The organism is Bacillus thuringiensis (assembly GCF_001595725.1).
In the GTDB taxonomy this organism is placed as follows: domain Bacteria; phylum Bacillota; class Bacilli; order Bacillales; family Bacillaceae_G; genus Bacillus_A; species Bacillus_A thuringiensis_K.
Genome location: NZ_CP014282.1, coordinates 2,960,405 through 2,978,118 on the forward strand (window position 1 = coordinate 2,960,405; position 17,714 = coordinate 2,978,118).

A 17,714-nucleotide genomic window follows, 5' to 3' on the forward strand; every position below is an offset into this window, starting at 1 on the left:
AGGCTTTTCTATTACCTCTCATAATCATCCACAATCACTTGAATGATACGATACGATTCTTCTGCTACTTTTTCATTACTATCCCTATTCGCATCATATGTAATTAACGCCTTCCAAAGAGCCCATCCTCTCGCTCTATTCCACTTTTCTTCATCCATGCGTAATACTTCTTTAAATACATTTCTACTATTTTCATCAAAAAACGTCCACGCCATCGCTGCATCACAAGCAGGATCTCCTACACCTAAAATACCAAAATCAATTACAGCACAAAGTTTTCCCTCTTTAACGAGTAAATTCCCCGGTGCTACATCTCCATGAATCCAAACTGGCTTACGGTCCCATGTTGAACTAAGTGCTACATTCCAAAGGTGCTTTAATAATGCCTCGTCAAAAACATCCTTATTATTTTCAATAGCAACTCTCGCCTCTTCATCATATACAGATATAAGTCCGCCTCGGTAAAAATTATGTGTTCCAGCTAAAGGTCCGTTACTCGCATTAATAGATTGCAATTCTACTAAAAAAGATCCTAAGTCCGCCGCAAATTCATTTAAATCCCGAACGTTTTGTTTCGTAACTGTTTCTCCCTCTATCCACTTATTAATAGACCAAGGCAATGGATACGCTTCAGACGGATTTCCTTTCGCAAGTGGGGTAGAAATCGGTAAAGAAAGCCCCTTACTTAATAGTGGTAACCACTTATTTTCTTTCTCTACTTGCGGTGCATATGCCACATCACTTGGCAATCTTACACTCATCTCATCCCCTAAGTGAAACGTCCTATTATCATGCCCACTAAACTTTACAGGTTTCACTTCTAAATGGGCCCATTCAGGAAACTGTTCCTGTATTAACTTTTTAACTAAACTTACATTAATTGGATGCATTCACATTCTCCTTTTCTTTTGAAACTTACTAAGCCCATCCGTACTCCCAACATATTCAAAACTATTTTTCTTATAAAAATCATTCAACGTACGATTATGCCCCACGCAATCTAACTTCAAATACTCTTTGTCATGTTGTACATTCTCTTCTATCCACTGTAAAATCCATTCGCCAATTCCGTTCCCCTTATACTTCCGTTTCACCGCAAATCTATGAATATATAATGAATTAGAAACTTCCTCTAAATATTTTATTCAATTGTTGCACTACGTTTTAAAATGTTTTCTAATATATGCACCACATTAGCCGTTCATTCTTAATGCTCACTTCGACTTCAGGAAGTAATATAAAAACCATACTGCATGATTTTGTTCATCTTGTATAGCAAACTCTAATCCTTGTAAATACGTATTCGAACAGTTTTCAGTAATTTGTGCTTTCGGCTGCCTGCCAGTTAAGTTCGTATAAATTTGTACAAAGTTGTGGAAATGCTTTATTTCATCATTACGAATTTCAAAAATTTATTTTTGTTCTACTTGATTTGGAGCCATATTCGCTAATTTTGCATAGCAGCTTATAGCGCTATACTCTCCATTTATAGCTTTTTCAATATCACTAATCAACTTATCATTTTGTCTATACCAATCATAATAATTCGAATTATACATCGTATCCCTTCATACTTTCGCTTAACATTTTATGCATTTAGAAATAGTAGGAGCCTATGTATATAACGGGACGGCTTTAGATTGAAAGAAAAGTTTGAGAAAAGGGTCTATTTTGCAAAGGAATTGCTTATTCATAAAGTGAAACTATATTCAGTGGGGATTTTACTACACGACAAATAGCAGATAAAATATCACTATTTTTTTGTACGCTGTTGCTATAAATTCGCGAATGAATCAGGTTTCCAACCAGATGTGGTGTTGAGATGCGAAGCTATTATGAATCCAGTCATATAACTAGGAGGTACCACTATGCCATCTTTATTTAAAACTATGGCCTTCCAGCTGAAAACCGAAAGACTTGAGCTTAGTATGTGGGAGGAATCCGATTTCGTTTGGCTGAGCAAATTAATTGGCGAACGTGGCGTGGACATTCCAGCCGTTGATTCCGTTCGTAACCGGCTCATTGAGATGCGCAAGAAGGCAGACGAAAATGGCATTTCTCTTCTCACTATTCGAAGGCGCAATGAAGGTGATTTCATCGGATACTGTGGCTTAATTATTGGACGTTCCACAATTGAAGAGCCGGAGGTTGCATACGAGTTGTTCCGTAGCGTTCATGGTAAAGGTTATGCGACTGAGGCGGCATCTATTGTACTGGACGCAGCGATTGCTACTGGGCGCCAAAGACTTTGGTCGACTGTAGGTGCTTGGAATATCGCTTCCCTCCGGGTACTAGAAAAGATAGGATTTAAGCGTCATCACAGTACGTGGGATGATGAACGTGGTGAGATTGTTTGGAACGTACGCGATTTTTAGAGATTCCGACTTAATTCTAAACAATACACTTTTCAACAATCAGGCATTTACATTGAGAAAAAATCAAAAACAAGCCGTTTCACTAATTAGTGAAACAGCTTGTTTTTAAGCATTCAATTCTGTTTCATGCCCTTTTACTACACTACGTTTGAGTGCAGTTGCTAATATAGTAACCATACTTACTATACCAATCCAAACGAGTACAGTAACAGGAGTATTCCAACTTAACCCTTTTCCGAAGAAGAAGATTTCTCTTAGGCCTTCAATCATAAATTTCATTGGTAACCATGAGTAAACCCAGTCTTGATAAAACGGAGACAACATCTCAGGTGCTAACGATAATAACGGCGCCCCGAAGAATAGTAATAAAGCGAATAAACCGATCCCTTTTAGCCCAACTAATGAAAGTACCGCAGATATCATTAAGAAGAAACTAAAAGAAGTAATGGATAAGAATAGAGCTGTATCCGTGAAGTTCGAGATATTTAACCCTACCATCCCATCCGCAATCCATGTAAGACCAAACCCAATTACAAGTGTCGCAATAATACTTAACTTCTTATATGGCATCTGCGCATATAGGTGTCATCCAACAATGGTTAAATAATGGACAAAAAGAAACACCTGAGGAGATTGCTCGCTTTTTATCAACAATCGCAGTTCATGGTCCTTTTTATGCGGCTGGTTTAAAGAAATGAGTTGTTGCAAAATAAAAGATCATCCACTATTTATAGCGGATGATCTTTTATTTCATTACAACACTTCAATATACCCTTCTGTTCCATGTACCCGTATTCGTTGCCCATCTTTTATTAATTTCGTAGCATTCTCTACCCCGACAACTGCTGGTAATCCATATTCACGTGCGATAACCGCTCCATGGGTCATCAGCCCGCCGACTTCAGTGACTAATCCTTTTATAGATACAAATAATGGTGTCCAGCCAGGATCAGTAAACGCAGTAACTAATATATCTCCTTCTTCTAAATTCGCTTCTTCCATGTTTAAAATAACGCGAGCTCTTCCCTCAATCACTCCTGAAGAAACAGGCAGGCCTACAATCGCGTCAGCTGGAAGGTTTTCACGTTTATATTTACCTGTAATGATTTCTCCATCAGACGTCATTACACGCGGAGGCGTTAGTTTTTCATATAATTTATAATCATTTTTTTGTTTATGAATAATTTCGTAATCTAGTTTCTTCGTGCGAACAACTTCGTGAAGCTCTTCAAAAGTTAAATAGTAAATATCATCAACTTCATGAATGACACCGCTCTGCACAAGTTGCTCAGCTTCTTTCAATAACGCCTGCTTATATATGAAATAACGATTAATCATACCGTATTTTGGATATTCACGATAGCCAATAAAATTACGGATATTACGAATCATTCGCTTCGTTTCTTCTACTTTTTGTTTACTATCCGGCACGTGCTGCAATCGGTCTAATAATTCTTCTTCTTTTTTCAAAGCTTCTTGCAGTCCTTCTTCAAACTTCCGCTTACTCGCACCATATTCAAAGTCTCTTATATTATTTAATATCATTGGGATAATGGTTGTTGGCTTCTCACTCCAGCGCGTTTTCGTAATGTCGATTTCTCCGCTACATCTCATTCCATATTTATTTAGGAAAGCAATGATTGTATCTCGAGTTTTTTCTCCGCCGTTATACTGAACAAGTTCATCTAAAAAGTTATCCTCTTCTACATGTTGTAAATACGCAATAACTTCTGGATACGGCCGAATCACATCAGCAACATCCATTAATGCTAGCCCCATTTCTGACGTAATATTATTTTGTACCGATTGAGAAAGCGCGTCTGCTACATTCTTTTCGCCTAGCCATTGCTCCATTTTTTCATTGATCCAAGCCGAAGCATTCATACCTGCCATAATGACCGCTATACTTTGCGGGTTAAATAATACTTTCTTTAATTGCTGAATGTCTTCCAAAATAAAATCAAGTACATCCACCCTTGATTTCGTTTGCATGTTTCGCTTTAACTCTTCGATTGATGCTTCACTATTTTTTATTAAATCTGTAACGATTGCTGGATCAATTTCGATTTCTGGTTGCGAACTTACTGGTGGATTACTTTTACTAGCACTCTTTTCTTTTTCTTCATCCGGTAATAATTTAATAAAATAATCTCGTTCGATTATAGTCGTTAATGCATCTCTTACGAGTGGATCCGATTTCCCTAAAGTGTTTACTAAATAATCTCTGCTAGCAGGTAAAGCTAATTGTTGCGTAGCATCAACAAACAGCCTTCCTCCCGCTTTGCACATAGGAGCATTAGTCGTTAACAAGAAAAAGGATAAACCTAATGGTTTCATCGCATCGGTCATCATTTGTTGGTGACCAACTGATATATAAACGTGATTTCCCCCATCATTTACTTCTGGAATTGGATATAAAGTCGTAATTGGCCTGCTTTGGACTATATAAAATGTATCATCAACTAAGCACCATTCAATATCTTGCGGACAACCAAAATAAGCTTCGATTTGTCTTCCGATGCGTGCTAGTTGTAAAATCTGTTGTTCAGTAAGTGTTTGAACTTTTTGCTTATTAGGAGTAATTTTCTTTCTCTCTGTTCCGCCTTCTTTTCGTCCATAGATGGCTAATTTTTTCGTTGCGATGACCTTTTCGACGATTTCGTCTTCTTTTACCTTATAATTATCTGCAGAAACCAATCCAGATACTAGCGCTTCGCCAATTCCAAAGCTGGCATCGATTGACAACACCTTCCTATTCGAAGTAATCGGATCCGCAGTAAATAAAATCCCTGAAGCCACAGGGAAAACCATTTTTTGAATGACAACACATATAGAAACTTGATTATGATCAAAACCGTTTTGCATTCGGTATATAACCGCTCGATCTGTAAATAAAGAAGCCCAGCATTTTTTAATATGCTGCAAAATGTTTTCTTTTCCAATAATATTTAAATACGTATCTTGTTGACCAGCAAACGAGGCATACGGTAAATCTTCAGCAGTAGCACTCGAACGCACTGCATACCCATGTTCATCGCCAAAGTGCGAGAGATAATGAGCTACTGATTCCACTACATCAACTGGAATTTCCACCGCCATAATGACTGCTCTAATCTTCTTACTAATTTCACCAATTTGATCTCGTTCCTCAATTTTTAGCATTTTTAATTGATTCAACAAAGTTTGAAATGCTTCATTTTTTCCGATGGCCTGTTCATACCCTACCGTTGTAACACAAAAACCTTCTGGCACTTGTATCCCTTGAATATTGGATAACTCCCCTAAATTCAATCCTTTTCCACCAACGAGAAAAAGCTGTGTTTTTTCTATTTCCTGAAAACCGAGAACGAAAGAACTCATTTGGCACCTCTCCTTACTATTCATGTGTTCTTGATTGTAACAGTAGTAAATGAGAAGAAACAGTCTATTTCGAACTTGATTTACATGATATAATTAAGTTAGGAAGAGATTAAAAAATGCCCCAGTTGCATAATGAAGTAACTGGGGCTCCTTATTTCCGCTCAATTTTAAATTATAATTTATTCACAACTAACTTCAATGTACTTCTGTTTTTCTCCTTTTTTATAACACGCCATTAATTATCACACACAATTCTTACCTCGACAAATAGTATATAACTCGAAATACGCTTTAGTTTAACCTCCTGTGAGCCTTTTCACAGGAGGTTTTATACATACATATATTATTTATAATGAATTAGTTCTCCTATTTTCCCAAAAAAAGGATGATTGTATTGGAAATGAAAAAACTTCAAGGAATTTATGATGATGTTATTAGTTTAGGGGAAAATTGTTATACCGCTATCCATCTGAAAAAATATAGGCTGCGGAAATATTCAGGTCCTCTAGATTGGTTTGAATCACCGAATCTTTCTTCTATCAACACATTATTGAAAAATAATTTTATAGACTTTATGGATTTAAAAAACATGCACGCAATGCAGGAACAAAATATTGTGTTTAATGATGGTGTGATACAACCTGTTTTTTCTCATATTATAAAAGACACAAAATATAACGTAACATCTTATCATGATTTCCCTGTTATTCCAAATGAAGATTGGTTCATCACATACCATGATTTTAAACAAAAATTAGATCGAAGAATTGATAACTTTTACGAAAAAATTCATCATTCACAATCCATTTTATTTGTTAGATGGGGCGGAAACTTGACTGAAGCACTAGAATTACAAAGCGTTTTATCGAATATTGTTAAAAATAATTTTAAGATTCTTTTACTCTATCCAACAGGACTTGAAAATGAAATAAACGAATTAGAATGGGGGCTTGATCATGTTTTCCCTATTCAAGTTTCAAGTAATTATCAAAATAAAAGAACTTGGTATATCCTCTTAAAAGATATACACTTAAACTCAAAATAATAGTAGAAACTACGACTTTACAATCAATATTTTTTGTTTGCACTTTATATAAATTGATATGTCTCCACCTTAATTCTAGGAGTAAATTATTGTTTTTTTAATCCCCCACTCATTCTTTTCTCAAATCCTCCAAAATGGATTTGAGAAATTAGGGAACTATAATGTCGTATTAACATATAGTAAGGGGGATAAAAAGTGGACAATGAGATGAATTATGGAAGTGATTATAAGTTTATTCCAGCAACTTCAATTGAAAGTGGTCATGGCATCGAAGTATTGCCTGATTTGTTTTGCTACACGATTCAAATCGTCAACATATGTTTTGTTGGGAATCCGCATACCGATGATTTTGTTTTAGTTGACGCTGGAATGCCTAAATGTGCAAATGAAATTATCTCTATCGCTGAGAATCGATTTGGTACCAATAGTCGCCCAAAAGCAATTATTTTAACTCACGGCCATTTTGATCATGTTGGAGGAATAATTGAACTCATTAAATATTGGGATGTTCCAGTCTATGCCCATCAAATGGAGATACCGTTTTTGACTGGACAACAAAGCTATCCTGAACCAGATCCAACAGTTGAAGGTGGTATGGTAGCGAAAATGTCTCCCCTGTTCCCTAATGAACCGATTGATTTAGGAAATAGCGTAAAAGCACTACCTACCGATGGAACTGTTCCCCATATGCCAGAGTTTAGATGGATTCATACATCAGGGCATACTCCTGGGCATATTTCATTATTCAGAGAGAAAGACCGAACTTTAATTGCTGGGGACGCTTTTGTTACAGTGAAACAGGAGTATCTGTATAAAGTAATAACTCAAGAACAGGAAATAAGCGGACCCCCTCGTTATTTAACAACAGACTGGAAAGCAGCTAAAGAATCAGTCATTAAATTAGAAGAATTAAAGCCTCTAGTCGCTATTACTGGACATGGGATACCAATGTCAGGTGAATTGCTATCAACAAGCCTCAATACACTGGTTCAAGAATTTGATAAAATTGCTACACCTGATTATGGAAAATATGTAGATAAAAACATAAATTAAACAAAAAACTAAAATGTCTCACAAAATCAAAATGTCAAAGAATGTTAAAATATGTGAAAACAATAACCTTAGGCGACCTCTCTATTTTAAGAATGGAACTATCCTTGTTGAATAAAACTCGATATTCCGCAAACACTACCTGTAGTGTAGCCTGCTTCTTACCCAGGTTGTACTTCTTACCATAAAAAAGAGCAGTCATAATAAATAACTGCTCTTTTTACTTTTAACATACTTTTTTAAATTTTGTTCATACCATACTTAATCCATAATACAGTTTAACTACATTTCATTTCAAAGTTTTTAGTTTCAAAAAATCCGATACATCCCATGCCCTTACTACATTATTAACTTTTGTTCTCTTTCTGCTACCCCTAGACCATTGCAAACAAAGTATAAAAATAAGAACAATATCAACGAAATCTCCGCCATAATACATCAGCACGCCCCCAATTTCTGCTTGTTTAGTAACTACACCAGCAGGCGGATGAGCATATATGTATTTTGATAATATCCCATGACCAGCTGATGCAATTATTAAAATAATTGATCGGTACGTATAGCTATACCTATGGGATATTAAATCAACATAAATCATTGATGTGGTAAACAGATATCCTGCAATAAAAACGTGGAAATGTATGAACAAATGAAGAAGTATACTTTCGTGCATCATCGAGTATAAGCTAGTCGTATAGAGAATCCATAGTCCTCCTAAATTAAGTAAGGTTGCGATAATTGGATGAGTAAGAAGTTGTAGAGGCCTACTCTTTAGTATCCTTGAAAGACGTCGTGCTGCTTTCACATTGAGCGTTCGTAAAAAAAGAGTCATTGGAGCGGCTAATGCTATAAAAATTGGAGCAAGCATCCCAAGGAGTAAATGCACAAGCATATGCACTATGAAATCATTATGAGCACGATGAGCTAAGGGCCCAACAACTGCTATTGCCACACAAATAAGTCCTAAAATCCAGAAGACACTTCGATATAACGGCCATCGTTTGTAATGGCTATTTGATAAAATCGTGGCTACTATATAAATTATTAACATAATTAAAATGAATACGAATAGTAAAATATCCAGTGCATTCCATATTTCATGATGAAGATGGTTATTGTTCATTTAAGCTTTTACCTCTCAATAATCTTTCATCAGTTCTTGTCTGAAAAACTAGCAGAATGCCAATTAAGAGCATTACAGTCGCAATTATATTCCATATTACGTCGTAGATAAGAACATTATCTACGTATCGAATCTGATGTATTTTCATTAGTTTGTGTTGAAATATACCGTCATATAATTGAAATCCACCACTACCAAGCATTAATCCGCTCCACCATCTTTTCAACCAAAATGCATTTCTACGGCGGAGATCAGCAACCATAAACAAGGAACCAATCGTTGCAAACCAACTAAAAGCATGAAAAAGACCATCTGAAATGAGTCCAATATCTGTTGTAGATTTATCATAGAAATGGTGCCAATGTAGCAGTTGATGAAAAATAGTTTCATCTATAAAAGCTACTAACCCTAGCCCAAACAAGATACCTGACCATAGATTACGGGTCAAATAAACAGAAGAGGTTAAATAGCTTGTATTATCGGTTTTGGTAAACATTAAATCCTATCCTTTCCACTAATGTATATTCTTATTTTTCCCAAAAGAAAAACGTGCTAAACATACTTAGTGCCGAAGGAAAATAACATTCAATTAGATGTATCATATAAATACTTATTCTCAAGCGTATTTAATATTTTATTAAAACTCACTAAAAAAGCTTTAAGGAATTCACCATTCTAAAATAGCGCTAGTATAATTTCTTTAATATTTTAGAATGAATCTATATTTTTAGCATTTAATTAATTTATTAACAATGGAAATTATCATATAGTCTTAATTATTTGATCCTCTATAAATAAACTATAGTTTTTCTCTCATGATAATTTCCAAATCTTCATTTTAATATTGCATTTGTATTGCCTTTTGCACATTTTGAACATCATTTTTTAATAGTTGCTTTAAATCATAAGCTGGATAGTAACCACGCTCATACATAAAGTTAAAAACCTGTGCATGTAATTGTATAGCACCATTTATTTGACGGATTAAAACTTCTCTAAGACGAGGCGTTGCAGTTTCAGTAATCGCTATTGCATAATTTCGAACAGATGTCTTTGCTAACCCAAGCAAATCTCCAGCGTAAAATCCAGTGTCATCACGATGTTGCGATTGAAATCCAGGAGCATATGGATAAAACTGTACTAACTCTTGTAAATTGTTTTGGATGGCATTTATAGCTTTAATATATAACGATTGAAGTGCTTGATCAGGTACATTCCTAACTGATTTTTTTAATTTGATTAAACCGTTTGCTTGAAATGCTACTAATTCATGTAACTCCAATGTTTCATGCCAAGCTAGTTGATTAGGATAAGACATAGACGTTCCCCCTTAATATTCATTCATGCTACAATATGCAAAAAAATTCAAAAAGGGCCTATACTACTGAATTCATTTCAATCTAATTCATGGTTACTTTTCATCCTTCTATGTTAATCACAATAAAGTATCCTTAATTCCTCTTCCCTACTTTTTTATATCCTTAATTTTGATTTTCAAAATGACTTCCTCGCCTTTACAATCTATAAATTTAATTTTTTCTTCCTTAAAAATCCCCATCATAATACATCCCTTCTTGTTTCGTTATAAACCATATTAGTTAGAAAATATAAATGTGAACATTGTACCTACATATTCCTTATATATTTTTCAAATTTTATAGCTACTTAAATTTATACGTTATTAAAGATCAACTATTAAAGTAACTACATTGAAGGGGATTCTTCATTAAATCATTTTATTTTTATAGATTAAAAAATAATTATTCTAGCCGTGTTAGTCACCTATTTTTAAATAATTAATAGGTTATATATTATGACTTAGGAGGGATAAAAAGATGACTATGCTTTATGATAAAGACTCTTTACAAAAAAATATTACTAACCTTCCACATTGGCAACAAGAAGCTTTCCGTTCTTTTAAATTAAAAATGACAGATAAAAATAAGCCGTTCCCTTGTATCCCAGCTCAACACGGCTTTACAGCCAATCACCTCCGGTACGGATTCATAGGTGATCCTAGAGATACGAATACTAGCGCTGATTTTGCAACATTACTTAAAGAATATACGGAATGTTCTAGAGACACAGGGCAATACGCTTCACTTATTGTTTTTATTCATACACCAATAGATTTACTGCGAGAAACTACAGTTGAAGATTTTGAACATATTTATTGGTCTCTACTTAATACAACTAGCCGTTTGGACGAAATGGAATGGCCTATGCACATTCCAAATGATCCTATGGAAAACACTTGGGAATTTTGCTTTCATAATGAATCATATTTTGTTTACTGCGCTACACCTGCCCATGTCAATAGACAAAGTAGACATTTTTCATGTATGATGCTTGCTTTAACTCCTAGGTGGGTTTTACAGGGAATTATGAATTCTGAGAAACGCAGTAGAAAACTAAAAAACTTAATACGTCAACGTCTAGCCGCTTATGACAAAGCTCCTATTCACCCTTCTCTTAAAGATTATGGTGAAAAAGATAATTATGAATGGCAACAATATTTTTTACGTGATGATGAAACAATTCCATCCAAGTGTCCCTTTTCTCGAATAATAAAATACTTGCATAAAAATAAGTAACCCACTCCACTTTTTATTATTTAGTTGTACAAACTTTAACCACTGAATAGATTTAATATAGATCAAATTTAGTGGGAGGAGCATATCATACGTGGGCATATTTTTAAGCTATGTTTTCTTAGGTTTATCATTATCTGCTCCAATGGGGCCTATTAATGCTGCACAGTTAGAAAAAGGTATTAGGAGTGGGTTTTTTCACGCTTGGATTCTTGGCATAGGAGCCTTACTTGCAGATGTCATCTACATGGCACTTATTTATTTAGGTGTCATTCATTTCCTCGAAAAAGATATTATAAAACTTTTCTTATGGTCTTTCGGCGCTTTTGTTTTAATCTATACAGGTATCGAAAGTTTAAAAAATGCAAATCAAATTAGCATTAGTAATACGAGAAATGATGATTCAGTTATTAAAAGCTTTTTTTCTGGTTTTTTTATGTCCTTATCTAATCCATTAACAATTCTATTTTGGCTTGGAATTTTCGGCTCTATATTAGCAAAAGCCGCTTCTTCCTATAATAAAGAGCAGCTTTTGTTATATAGTTTCGGGATTATTTTAGGCATTTTTATTTGGGATATTACGATGGCAAGTACATCTAGTATATTTCGTAAAATTTTGAATACACGTATATTGTCTCTTATAACAGTAGTATCTGGAATATCACTTATTATTTATGGATTATATTTTGGTTTTCAAACTTACCAAATCATTTTTCAATAACTTCTATTATTTAGTTCTGACATACTATTCATGGTGTGAAAAGAAAGATACTTCATATAGCTGGATTCCTTTTTCGTGAGACAAAATGAACAATTATAGTAACAATAATAACTATTCCTAAAAACAACAAGCTCACTAAGAAACCAAAACGCGTTGTTTTTTGTAATAGTGTTCCACTAACAGCTAGTGCAATCATAATAAGACCAATAATACTTTTTATCTGCATCCACCCTTTTGGATTCATTAGTCTCCAAAAGGAAAGAAGAATTAAACTCCATGTATACAACAACATTAATCCAGCTGCAGTTGTTACATATTCATATATATTTTTTGGTAGTAATAAAGCGCTAAGGATAGAAGCACCAAGCCCCATTATGATAAGAATTAAAGCTGGAAAAGAGATATTCTTCTTGTTTTTTTTCGCAAACATCGCAGGTGCATCACCCTCTTCAGCTAAGTTCATTAATACACTTGTCACTGCAAATAATGAACCAACTAACGTTGAAAAGCCCGCTAAAATTAATACTACATTTAAAATAAATGGCACATACGGTAAATTATAGTCTTGTAACGCTATTACAAAAGGACTTTCTTTCGTATTAAACTGATTTAACGGAACCATCATAATTGCCAACCCTAAAGAGACTACGTAAATAATCGTTAAAATCATTAACATTACTCTTCCTGACTTTTGTGCATCTTTAGGGTCTTTCAGTCTTATTGTCATTAACCCCATAATTTCGATTCCTCCAAATGCATAAAATGCATAAATTAGAGAGGACCAAGTGCCTTTTAATCCATTTGGGAACCAGTCTTTAAAATTACGCGGGATTTGTGCCTTATATAAACCACCCTTTATAAATCCTAAAATAACTAAAATGGCAATTACAATAAACCCCACAATAGCAACGATTTTTATAATAGCCATCCATTTTTCTAAACGTTCGAATATCTTTACCCCTATAAAAATAATTAATATAGCCGCTACTCCATATACAGCAGCAAATATCCATAGTGGTATTTTAGGGAACCAGTAACGTGAAAAGATTCCTAACGCACTTAACTGGCTGCCCATAATAAGCAACTCCGAACACCAATATGTCCATCCGTGACTAAAACCCGCCCAATTTCCAAAAGCTTTTCTTGAATAAATGCGAAACGATCCTTTTTGCGGATCTTCCACAGCCATTTTTGCCAATGCTTCAAATACAATATATGTAGTGAATCCAGTTAAAATCAAAATAAGAATAATTGAAGATCCACCTATTTTAATCCCTATACTGGATCCTAAAAAAAAGCCCGTTCCTATCGTACAACCAATTCCAATAAGTGAGAGTTGCCACCATTTTAAATCTTTTTTTTCTTTCGTTTTGTTCTTAACATCATGACAGGTCATATTACGATTCTCCTTTATTCATTTTGAGAATGTCCCTCATGATTACTTAAGTACTTTTCAGCAAGCTTTTCAACAACATCAACGACATCATGTGCCTTTATTTTATGGTTTGCTACTCTCTCACTTCCTACAGAAATCTCAACTGTAAATAACGCTTCATATTTCATTTTTTCTGCCCCTTTCGCATCAAATATAACCTCTTATCTTTTATCCTTTTATTTCACAAAAAATTCATTATGTATTTAAAACCTCGAGAGTCTAAAAGTTAAACAAATAAAAATGTATGAGAAAGGAGAGACGGCATGCCTCTCCTTTATATCCATTTCATATATAAAATTAACGAGTAACGCCACCGCCAAGTTGTTGCTCAGCTAATGATACAAGACGTTTCGTAATTTCACCACCAACAGATCCGTTTGCACGTGCTGTTGCATCTGCACCAAGTTGTACGCCAAATTCTTGAGCAATTTCATATTTCATTTGATCAAGAGCTTGTTCAGCGCCACGTACTAATAATTGATTGCTGCTTCCACTGTTATTGTTTGACATGTTCATTCACCTCCTTCTTTCTTTAATATGTTAAATTACATGCTAAAATATATAGCTAATTAATTGGTAATTACGACCGTGAATTCAAAGGTATAATTTATGCCCTTTAAGCCCAACATAATAGTGTATAGGAGAACGAAATACAATATACGTGCCATGGGATATTATAAATAGGCCTCCATCAGAAAATGAAACGGGTTACGCTATATAAAAGCATAACCCGTTTCTAATGAAATATTTTATTCCATATACGTTTAAACAATGGAGGAAAATGATGAAACATATTGTTGCTTTATTAATTAAATACACAGCGATAACTGCAGTATTACTTATCGTACTCAGTATCTTTCAAGGCATTTCCATTCCTAGAGTATTACTCATTTCTCTTTTCTTAACAGGAGCTGCCTATTTAATCGGCGATCTCTTCATTTTACCTAAATACGGAAATACGATTGCTACAATGGCAGATTTCGGCTTAAGCTTCTTCGGAATTTGGCTTTTAACATACTTGTTTACTAATTTAGATGCTACTCGTAATATTGGACTTTCTTCATTCTTAGCCGCTTTAATTATTGGCGGAATAGAGGTTTTCTTCCACATTTATATGAAGAGGTTAGTACTGCGTAACGACGATGAATTAAGAAATCACAATCATATTCATCATGATAAATATGCTATGGAAATGTCAGATGAATATATGGATTCTTCTACAATAAATAAATCCAAAGTTGAGGATACATCTAAAAAATAAAAAAGTGGCCAATGCCACTTTTTTATTTTTGTTTATTAAGCTTGATCAGAGTTTTTCACATGTAATGGAGGTGGAACTACCCACCCTTTTTTCTTACTTAAACGTAGCAAAGTTACACCTGCTTGTGCTTTTTTCATATGAAATTGTCCGAATAGCATCCCTACATCTTCTCGAAGACATTTTCCCATCACTTGACTACATGTCACAAGTCCAGCTGCTAATCCTGTAGAAACCGCTGCTGCAATTTCTGCATCATTAATACGTGCTCCAGGAGGAATGTCTTCAATAGATGCAACTGGTCGTTCTGGCGGAGCTGGCGGTAAAGCTACGCCATTAACTTTTAAAAGAGTTTTTAACTCTTCTATTTCTGAATTCATATCATTTTCAATTAAGCTTTCTAAAAACTTCTTCAAATCTTCGTCACCTGTATGATTCATAAATACTTGATGGCTTGCGATTCCACCTTGTGCGGCTAGAAGATAACTCCAAATATCAAATACTTCTCCGTAATGTAACGGTTCATTTTGAGGGTTTCCACTTAAAATACCCATTTTTAAATTCCTCCCTTTCGAAAATATCATAATCAATATTGATTTCAATATTGAAATCAAATTTTTAAGTATGCTTTTTCCTGCAAAAGCTTTTCTACTATGCATGGAAAACACCTTTCCAACACTGCGTGTTTATTGTTTAGGAAAGTAGTTTACAAATTAAATACCCAAAGATTATGAAAGAAGATTATCAATAATCTTTGAGTGAGAATCCATTTACTATAAGGGTTTTTATTTTTATACATATACAAAAGAAATTGATTTACATATTCGCTATATTTTATACAAATTCTCTTAGCGGTTAGCTCTACCACCAAGTTGTTGTTCAGCCATTGCAACTAAACGTTTTGTAATTTCACCACCAACAGATCCGTTTGAACGAGCTGTTGTATCTGCACCAAGTTGTACACCAAACTCTTGTGCAATTTCATATTTCATTTGATCAAGAGCCTGTTCAGCTCCTCGAACTAATAATTCATTACGATTTCCACTATTATTGTTTGCCATATTATTTCACCTCCGATGTTTTTAATATGCGACAAATTATGAAATAATAATTATCCTTTTTATGGAAATTAGATTATGAATAATTATTGAGTCTCTTCTTAAAATAGGGCAAAAGATATAAGAAAGAAGAGTTGCTATAACATACTTTCATAACAACACTATGTACAGGTTTCTCTTTACTAAAAATTTATATTTTATCAGGAGATACATATAAAGTGAAATTTTAATCAGTGGGGTTTTGTTCATCCCCGGGTGATTATCAGCCCTCATCAATCGGGCTTTTACGGGCAGCCGGCAAATAGCGAGATAAATTATGAAAAATGATTCCTAAGGAGATATGAGATGAAAGCTGTAACCTATCAAGGACCAAACCAAGTACAAGTTAAACAGGTTGATGATGCAAAGTTAGAGAAAAAAGATGATATTATTGTAAAAATTACTTCAACTGCTATTTGCGGTTCTGATTTACATTTATATCAGGGCAACATGCCTTTACCTCCAGGTTACATTATTGGTCATGAGCCAATGGGCATTGTTGAAGAAGTTGGTCCAGATGTTACTAAAGTGAAAAAAGGAGATCGTGTTGTCATCCCCTTCAACGTTTCTTGTGGACATTGTTTTTATTGCCAACATGAAATGGAAAGCCAATGTGATAACTCCAATCCTCATTATGATTCTGGTGGATACTTTGGTTATACAGAGAAATTTGGTAACCATCCAGGTGGACAAGCAGAATATTTAAAAGTTCCTTTTGGAAATTTCACTCCATTTGTTATACCAGAATCATGCGAACTTGAAGATGAATCTTTACTGTTTTTATCCGATGTTTTGCCAACAGCCTATTGGAGTGTAATAAACGCTGGTGTTAAGCCAGGTGATACTGTTATCGTCCTTGGTTGCGGGCCTGTTGGATTAATGACACAAAAATTTGCTTGGATGCAAGGTGCTAAGCGTGTAATCGCAGTCGATTACTTAGATTATCGTATAAATTATGCAAAAAAGATTAACAATGTTGAGGTATTTGAGTTTACAAAATTCCCCGATATGGGAGAACATTTAAAGGAAATCACACATGGCGGTGCCGATGTAGTCATTGATTGCGTGGGCATGGATGGAAAAAAATCGCCACTAGAATTTCTAGAACAAAAATTAAAATTACAAGGCGGAACTCTCGGCCCTATTCAAATCGCTACGAAAGCCGTAAGAAAATATGGAACGGTTCAAATGACTGGCGTTTATGGTGGCAATTATAATGCATTTCCACTTGGAGCATTTTGGGTTAGAAATATTAACCTTAAAATGGGACAAGCACCTGTTATTCATTTTATGCCGGAACTATTTGAAAAAATAATAAACAAAGAATTCGATCCAAAAGAGATTATTACACACAAAATCCCCCTTGAAGAAGCGAGCTATGGTTATCAAATTTTTAATAATCGTGAAGATGATTGTATAAAAGTCATTTTAAAACCTTGAAGATACAATTTATTATTCTTAATAAAAAGATAAGATTACACTCCGTAATCTTATCTTTTTTATTAAATTGTAAGTAGCTATTCCCCCATTTTCATCTCATATCGAAAATAGTTATTTCCAAAAGAATTTGCATTTTGAGATCATGATTTATTGGTAAAAAAATGAATTTGAGTATTAAGTAACCAATTAGCGGACACGATAACAATGTTAACTAACTTA

Annotated in this window: 17 protein-coding genes and 4 pseudogenes; 8 read left to right on the plus strand and 13 right to left on the minus strand. The window is 34.4% G+C overall.

Annotated features, from left to right (window positions below):
• Positions 1–11: 11 nt before the first annotated feature.
• From AXW78_RS14945 to AXW78_RS33895, 3 genes and pseudogenes are all read right to left on the minus strand, one after another.
• Complete coding sequence (locus AXW78_RS14945; RefSeq protein ID WP_000553384.1) at positions 12–890, minus strand: aminoglycoside phosphotransferase family protein; 879 nt, start codon at positions 888–890, stop codon at positions 12–14.
• Positions 891–1,133: pseudogene (locus AXW78_RS14950) on the minus strand (GNAT family N-acetyltransferase); the annotation flags it as partial. It lies immediately after the preceding gene.
• Between the two features lie 81 nt (positions 1,134–1,214).
• Positions 1,215–1,559 (minus strand): annotated as a pseudogene (locus tag AXW78_RS33895) (ferritin-like domain-containing protein).
• Between the two features lie 309 nt (positions 1,560–1,868).
• On the opposite strand from AXW78_RS33895, the gene AXW78_RS14960 reads away from it, so the two are divergent.
• Positions 1,869–2,375 (plus strand): GNAT family N-acetyltransferase, encoded by a 507-nt coding sequence (locus AXW78_RS14960; protein ID WP_061884342.1) that lies wholly within the window; start codon positions 1,869–1,871, stop codon positions 2,373–2,375.
• A 105-nt stretch (positions 2,376–2,480) separates the two neighbouring features.
• Here AXW78_RS14960 and AXW78_RS14965 read toward each other — a convergent pair.
• Positions 2,481–2,921 (minus strand): annotated as a pseudogene (locus AXW78_RS14965) (phage infection protein); the annotation flags it as partial.
• Positions 2,922–2,923: 2 nt separating this feature from the next.
• Here AXW78_RS14965 and AXW78_RS33900 point away from each other — a divergent pair.
• A pseudogene (locus AXW78_RS33900) lies at positions 2,924–3,073 on the plus strand (TetR-like C-terminal domain-containing protein); the annotation flags it as partial.
• 55 nt (positions 3,074–3,128) lie between these two features.
• Here the strand turns inward: AXW78_RS33900 and ppsA are convergent.
• Positions 3,129–5,735, minus strand: coding sequence for a phosphoenolpyruvate synthase (gene ppsA, locus AXW78_RS14970; protein WP_061884343.1), 2,607 nt, complete (start codon positions 5,733–5,735; stop codon positions 3,129–3,131).
• A gap of 385 nt (positions 5,736–6,120) precedes the next feature.
• On the opposite strand from ppsA, the gene AXW78_RS14975 reads away from it, so the two are divergent.
• Both AXW78_RS14975 and AXW78_RS14980 read left to right on the plus strand, forming a co-directional pair.
• Positions 6,121–6,780, plus strand: a complete 660-nt coding sequence (locus AXW78_RS14975; protein WP_061884344.1) for a DUF1796 family putative cysteine peptidase — start codon at positions 6,121–6,123, stop codon at positions 6,778–6,780.
• A 195-nt stretch (positions 6,781–6,975) separates the two neighbouring features.
• Positions 6,976–7,833 (plus strand): MBL fold metallo-hydrolase, encoded by an 858-nt coding sequence (locus tag AXW78_RS14980; protein ID WP_000368279.1) that lies wholly within the window; start codon positions 6,976–6,978, stop codon positions 7,831–7,833.
• A 286-nt stretch (positions 7,834–8,119) separates the two neighbouring features.
• Here AXW78_RS14980 and AXW78_RS14985 read toward each other — a convergent pair whose 3' ends face one another.
• The 3 genes from AXW78_RS14985 to cotF all read right to left on the minus strand — a co-directional run bounded on the left by AXW78_RS14985 (position 8,120) and on the right by cotF (position 10,271).
• Entirely contained in the window at positions 8,120–8,953 is an 834-nt protein-coding gene (locus AXW78_RS14985) for a cytochrome c oxidase assembly protein (protein ID WP_061884345.1), read from the minus strand.
• Positions 8,943–9,449, minus strand: coding sequence for a DUF2243 domain-containing protein (locus AXW78_RS14990; RefSeq protein WP_061884346.1), 507 nt, complete (start codon positions 9,447–9,449; stop codon positions 8,943–8,945). Before AXW78_RS14990 ends, AXW78_RS14985 begins: the two co-directional genes overlap by 11 nt.
• A gap of 342 nt (positions 9,450–9,791) precedes the next feature.
• On the minus strand, positions 9,792–10,271 hold the full coding sequence (cotF, locus tag AXW78_RS14995; RefSeq protein WP_000121386.1) for a spore coat protein CotF: 480 nt from the start codon (positions 10,269–10,271) through the stop codon (positions 9,792–9,794).
• Between the two features lie 517 nt (positions 10,272–10,788).
• Here cotF and AXW78_RS15000 point away from each other — a divergent pair.
• Together AXW78_RS15000 and AXW78_RS15005 are read left to right on the plus strand one after the other, a co-directional pair.
• Entirely contained in the window at positions 10,789–11,547 is a 759-nt protein-coding gene (locus AXW78_RS15000) for a YqcI/YcgG family protein (protein WP_000178273.1), read from the plus strand.
• A 91-nt stretch (positions 11,548–11,638) separates the two neighbouring features.
• Complete coding sequence (locus AXW78_RS15005; RefSeq protein ID WP_000510852.1) at positions 11,639–12,265, plus strand: LysE family transporter; 627 nt, start codon at positions 11,639–11,641, stop codon at positions 12,263–12,265.
• 52 nt (positions 12,266–12,317) lie between these two features.
• Here AXW78_RS15005 and AXW78_RS15010 read toward each other — a convergent pair whose 3' ends face one another.
• From AXW78_RS15010 to AXW78_RS15015, 3 genes are all read right to left on the minus strand, one after another.
• Entirely contained in the window at positions 12,318–13,661 is a 1,344-nt protein-coding gene (locus AXW78_RS15010; protein WP_000128225.1) for an amino acid permease, read from the minus strand.
• A 14-nt stretch (positions 13,662–13,675) separates the two neighbouring features.
• Complete coding sequence (locus tag AXW78_RS34450) at positions 13,676–13,828, minus strand: hypothetical protein (protein WP_000872954.1); 153 nt, start codon at positions 13,826–13,828, stop codon at positions 13,676–13,678.
• 169 nt (positions 13,829–13,997) lie between these two features.
• Positions 13,998–14,210: an alpha/beta-type small acid-soluble spore protein gene (locus tag AXW78_RS15015; RefSeq protein ID WP_000069660.1), complete on the minus strand. Its 213-nt coding sequence runs from the start codon at positions 14,208–14,210 to the stop codon at positions 13,998–14,000.
• 274 nt (positions 14,211–14,484) lie between these two features.
• On the opposite strand from AXW78_RS15015, the gene AXW78_RS15020 reads away from it, so the two are divergent.
• The gene (locus AXW78_RS15020) at positions 14,485–14,961 is read left to right on the plus strand and encodes a YndM family protein (protein ID WP_000680682.1); all 477 of its coding nucleotides are present in this window, start codon (positions 14,485–14,487) and stop codon (positions 14,959–14,961) included.
• A 35-nt stretch (positions 14,962–14,996) separates the two neighbouring features.
• On the opposite strand, the gene AXW78_RS15025 is transcribed toward AXW78_RS15020, so the two are convergent.
• Together AXW78_RS15025 and sasP are read right to left on the minus strand one after the other, a co-directional pair.
• Positions 14,997–15,512 (minus strand): DUF3231 family protein, encoded by a 516-nt coding sequence (locus AXW78_RS15025; protein WP_000512139.1) that lies wholly within the window; start codon positions 15,510–15,512, stop codon positions 14,997–14,999.
• Positions 15,513–15,806: 294 nt separating this feature from the next.
• Positions 15,807–16,019 carry a small acid-soluble spore protein, SasP family gene (gene sasP, locus AXW78_RS15030; protein WP_000002833.1) on the minus strand — a complete coding sequence of 71 codons (213 nt, stop codon included), beginning with the start codon at positions 16,017–16,019 and terminating at the stop codon, positions 15,807–15,809.
• 342 nt (positions 16,020–16,361) lie between these two features.
• Here sasP and AXW78_RS15035 point away from each other — a divergent pair, with 342 nt between their 5' ends.
• Complete coding sequence (locus AXW78_RS15035; RefSeq protein ID WP_000649073.1) at positions 16,362–17,495, plus strand: zinc-dependent alcohol dehydrogenase; 1,134 nt, start codon at positions 16,362–16,364, stop codon at positions 17,493–17,495.
• Positions 17,496–17,714: the final 219 nt, after the last annotated feature.

Excerpts from the sequence above, each read along its gene's own strand:
- AXW78_RS34450 (WP_000872954.1), bottom strand. The coding sequence starts at position 13,828 with ATGAAATATGAAGCGTTATTTACAGTTGAGATTTCTGTAGGAAGTGAG.
- AXW78_RS15000 (WP_000178273.1), top strand. The coding sequence starts at position 10,789 with ATGACTATGCTTTATGATAAAGACTCTTTACAAAAAAATATTACTAAC.
- AXW78_RS14960 (WP_061884342.1), top strand. The coding sequence starts at position 1,869 with ATGCCATCTTTATTTAAAACTATGGCCTTCCAGCTGAAAACCGAAAGA.
- ppsA (WP_061884343.1), bottom strand. The coding sequence starts at position 5,735 with ATGAGTTCTTTCGTTCTCGGTTTTCAGGAAATAGAAAAAACACAGCTT.
- AXW78_RS15035 (WP_000649073.1), top strand. The coding sequence starts at position 16,362 with ATGAAAGCTGTAACCTATCAAGGACCAAACCAAGTACAAGTTAAACAG.
- cotF (WP_000121386.1), bottom strand. The coding sequence starts at position 10,271 with ATGTCTTATCCTAATCAACTAGCTTGGCATGAAACATTGGAGTTACAT.
- sasP (WP_000002833.1), bottom strand. The coding sequence starts at position 16,019 with ATGGCAAACAATAATAGTGGAAATCGTAATGAATTATTAGTTCGAGGA.
- AXW78_RS14985 (WP_061884345.1), bottom strand. The coding sequence starts at position 8,953 with ATGAACAATAACCATCTTCATCATGAAATATGGAATGCACTGGATATT.
- AXW78_RS14975 (WP_061884344.1), top strand. The coding sequence starts at position 6,121 with ATGATTGTATTGGAAATGAAAAAACTTCAAGGAATTTATGATGATGTT.
- AXW78_RS15025 (WP_000512139.1), bottom strand. The coding sequence starts at position 15,512 with ATGGGTATTTTAAGTGGAAACCCTCAAAATGAACCGTTACATTACGGA.
- AXW78_RS15020 (WP_000680682.1), top strand. The coding sequence starts at position 14,485 with ATGAAACATATTGTTGCTTTATTAATTAAATACACAGCGATAACTGCA.
- AXW78_RS14945 (WP_000553384.1), bottom strand. The coding sequence starts at position 890 with ATGCATCCAATTAATGTAAGTTTAGTTAAAAAGTTAATACAGGAACAG.
- AXW78_RS15015 (WP_000069660.1), bottom strand. The coding sequence starts at position 14,210 with ATGTCAAACAATAACAGTGGAAGCAGCAATCAATTATTAGTACGTGGC.
- AXW78_RS14990 (WP_061884346.1), bottom strand. The coding sequence starts at position 9,449 with ATGTTTACCAAAACCGATAATACAAGCTATTTAACCTCTTCTGTTTAT.
- AXW78_RS15010 (WP_000128225.1), bottom strand. The coding sequence starts at position 13,661 with ATGACCTGTCATGATGTTAAGAACAAAACGAAAGAAAAAAAAGATTTA.